This is a genomic window from Conexibacter stalactiti (assembly GCF_033542075.1).
Taxonomy (GTDB): Bacteria; Actinomycetota; Thermoleophilia; order Solirubrobacterales; family Solirubrobacteraceae; genus Conexibacter; species Conexibacter stalactiti.
In genome coordinates this window covers 1-2,974 of sequence record NZ_JAWSTH010000201.1, presented here as the reverse complement: position 1 = coordinate 2,974, position 2,974 = coordinate 1, and the positions used below count along the sequence as shown (strand labels likewise).

2 protein-coding genes are annotated in these 2,974 nt (G+C 75.4%); one reads left to right on the top strand and one right to left on the bottom strand.

The features are described from left to right. On the bottom strand, positions 1-1,575 hold a 1,575-nt coding region (locus R7226_RS31185; protein ID WP_318601457.1), incomplete at its 3' end, for an O-antigen ligase family protein. 64 nt (positions 1,576-1,639) lie between these two features. Here R7226_RS31185 and dnaX point away from each other — a divergent pair. Continuing rightward, positions 1,640-2,974: DNA polymerase III subunit gamma/tau (gene dnaX, locus R7226_RS31180; protein ID WP_318601455.1), on the top strand; the 1,335-nt coding region annotated here is incomplete at its 3' end.

Genomic DNA, 2,974 nt, shown 5'->3' with positions numbered 1-2,974 from the left:
TGGCGGCGCGGCGGCGGGGGCGGCTGACGACGCGCCGTCGGCGGGCGGCGCGGCGGCGGGAGGCGTGGGGCGGGGGCGCGCCAGCGCCGTCGCGAGGCCGGCGAAGGCGAAGGCCGGGCCGCTCAGCGCCGGGATCTCCCAGAACCAGTCGATCGAGCCGTGCACGAACCAGACGACGAGCGGGAGCAGCGCGATCGCGGTGACCGCCGCCAGCTGCTGCGCCATCCGCCTGCGCCCCCGCAGCGCCGCCGCCAGCGCCGCGACGAGGAAGGTCGCGAACAGCAGCGTCCCGACGATCCCGGTGTGCGCCAGCAGTCGCAGCTGGAGGCTGTGCGTCCAGCGCGGCTGCTCGCTGCTGCGGCGGTGGAGCAGGTAGAAGCGGGCCCAGTTGTCCTGGCCGAGGCCGCCGACCGGGTGCTGCTCGAAGGCGTCGAGCGAGACGCGCCAGAAGTCGGGACGGTTGGAGCCGACGGCGCCGAAGCGGGACGTTCCCGGGGCGCTCTGCTGATAGCTGCTGGAGCGGTCCCAGTAGTCGGCGATCGCGCGGTCGGGGCGGCCGTCGGTGGCGACGAGGCCGATCACGATCCCCGCGATCACCGCCGCGAGCGCGAGCCCCGCGCCGGCGCGATCGGCGCCTCGCGCCACGCCGCGCGGGACCGCGACGCGGCGGTCGGCCAGCGCCAGCAGCGTGCCGAGCACCAGCACCGCGAAGCAGAGCGGCAGCGCGGTCGCGGCGGCGTGCGCGGCGGCGTCGCTCAGCGCGACGCGCTCGGCCGCGATGGTCGCGGCCGCGTCGCTGCGCTCGAAGACGTCGAGCAGCGCCGGCAGCGCCAGCAGCGCGCCGGCCAGCGGGGGCAGCGACCACAGCGCCAGCCGCACGCGACCGGGCATCAGCAGCAGCGTCAGCAGCGCGACGACGGGCAGTGAGAACAGCCACCCGCGGCTCTCGCTCAGCACGGCTGCGTCGAGGCCGGCGGTCGCCATCGCCAGCAGCGCGCCCCGCAGCCACCACGGCAGCTCGCGCCGGGAGGCGAGCGCGACGAGCACCAGCGCCGCGGTCGTGAACAGCGCCGCGGCGCCGTTGACGTACCCGACCGGTGCGGTCAGGCGACCGTCGCTGAACATCTCCGGCACGGCGGCGGCGTCGCCGAGCCGCGCGAGCGTCACGACCGCGAGCGCGCCGACCCCGGCGGCGAACAGCAGCAGGACGGTCTGCGCCGTCCAGTCGCGCCACGGCAGCAGCGCGAAGAGCGCGAACAGCAGCAGGTAGAGCAGCGTGCGGTCGCTGCCCCAGAGCGCATCGCCGGGCGAGTCGGCCCACGCGATCGAGAGATATGACCAGGCGGTGTAGGCAGCCAGCGCCGCGAGCGCGATCGCGGCGGCGCGCGAGAGCCGCAGGCGGTCGCGGCCGAGGCCGATGACGCAGGCGACCAGCAGGCCGAGCACGACCAGCGCCGAGGGGGCCCACGTGGTCGGGAGATAGCCGCCCTCGTGCGCGCCCCAGTAGACGAACAGGGCAACGACGGGGAGCGTGGGGACCAGCACGATCCCTCCCGTTCGCAGGCGCGCCGGCACGGCGGCAGCATACGGCGCCGGGCGGTCCGTGCCGCGCCGTGACCGTGGGTAGACTGGGAGGCCCGTGTCCGCCGGTCCCTCGCTCTACCGCCGCCATCGTCCCCGCACCTTCGCCGACGTGGTGGGGCAGACCCATGTCGTGCGCACGTTGCGCAACGCCGTCGAGCGCGACAAGGTCCATCACGCGTACCTGTTCGTCGGTTCGCGCGGGACGGGCAAGACGTCGATGGCGAAGATCCTCGCCGCCTGCCTGAACTGCGAGCGCGGCGGCCCGACGATCGAGCCCTGCGGCGTCTGCCAGTCGTGCGTCTCGATCGCCAACGCGACCTCGCTCGACGTGATCGAGATGGACGCGGCCTCCAACAACTCGGTCGACGACATCCGCGAGCTGCGCGACAAGGTCGCCTACGCGCCCGTCTCCGGCGGTTTCAAGGTCTACATCCTCGACGAGGCGCACATGCTCTCGTCGGCGGCTTGGAACGCCTTCCTGAAGACGCTCGAGGAGCCGCCGCCGCACACGATCTTCGTGCTCGCGACGACCGAGGCGAACAAGGTCCTGCCGACGGTCGTCGACCGCTGTCACCGCTTCGACTTCACGCGCCCCAACGTCGAGGAGATCGCCGGCGTGCTGCGGCGCGTCGCCGACCAGGAGAGCATCGCGATCCCCGATCCGGCGCTGGCGCTCGTCGCCCGTCACGCGACGGGCTCGTTCCGCGACGCGCTCGGGACGCTGGAGCAGCTGACGACCTATGGCAGCGGCGCCGGCGAGGGGATCTCGGTCGAGGACGTGCTGGCGGTGCTCGGCGTCGCCGACGCGGAGGCGCTGTTCGGCGCCGTCGACGCGGTCGCCGCGCACGACGCGCGCGCGGCACTGCTGGCGGTCGCGCGGTTGGTCGACGCCGGCCGTGACGCCGGCGGCCTGATCCGCGAGCTGGAGGCGCACGCGCGCGAGCTGCTGGCGGTGCAGGTCCTCGGCGGCGTGCCGGCGGAGCTGCGGCTGACGCCCGAGCGCGACGAACGGCTCGCCGCTCAGGCAGGGCAGCTCGGCCGCCAGGACGTCGTGCGGCTGCTCGACCTGCTGTCGGTCGCGCTCGACGCGCTTGCCAACGGCGCGCAGGCGCGGATCCAGCTGGAGCTGGCGCTGGTGAAGGCGGCCGCGCCCGAGGTCGACCCCTCCACGCGCGCGCTGCTGGCCCGCATCGACCGGCTGGAGGCGCGCCTCGCCGAGGGCGCCGTCGCTTCCCCGCCGCCGGCGAAGATCGCGCCGCCGGAGTCATCGCCCGCGCCGGCCGCGCCGCAACAGTCCGCGCCGCAGCCGCAGCAAGCCGCGCCGCAGCAGGCCGCGCCACAGCCGACGCAGGCCGCGCCGCAGCCGACGCAGGCCGCGCCGCAGCCGCAG